Here is a 246-nt window from a genome sequence, read left to right on the forward strand (position 1 = left end):
TATAAGCATCGCTGGGAAATCGAGTTAGGATACCGGGAGACGAAGCAGTTTTTACTGGGGAACCGGTGGGCGCTGAGAAGCAAACTGCCGGAAATGGTGAGGCAGGAACTGTGGGGTATCCTGCTGAGTTATAACCTTATTCGTTACCAGATGATCAAGATGGCGTTCAGCCTGAAGGGAGATTATCTGCCTTATCAGCTGAGTTTTAGCGGTGCAGTGTCGGAGATATTACGGTTGTTAATCGGG

1 protein-coding gene is annotated in these 246 nt (G+C 49.2%); it reads left to right on the plus strand.

Features of this window, described 5'->3' with window-relative positions:
• A partial coding sequence (locus AACU55_RS24610) for a transposase (protein WP_167686188.1) occupies positions 1–246 on the plus strand: 246 nt, incomplete at both ends.

It is taken from the genome of Rahnella sp. CJA17(1/100), from assembly GCF_963881615.1.
Taxonomy (GTDB): Bacteria; Pseudomonadota; Gammaproteobacteria; order Enterobacterales; family Enterobacteriaceae; genus Rahnella; species Rahnella aceris.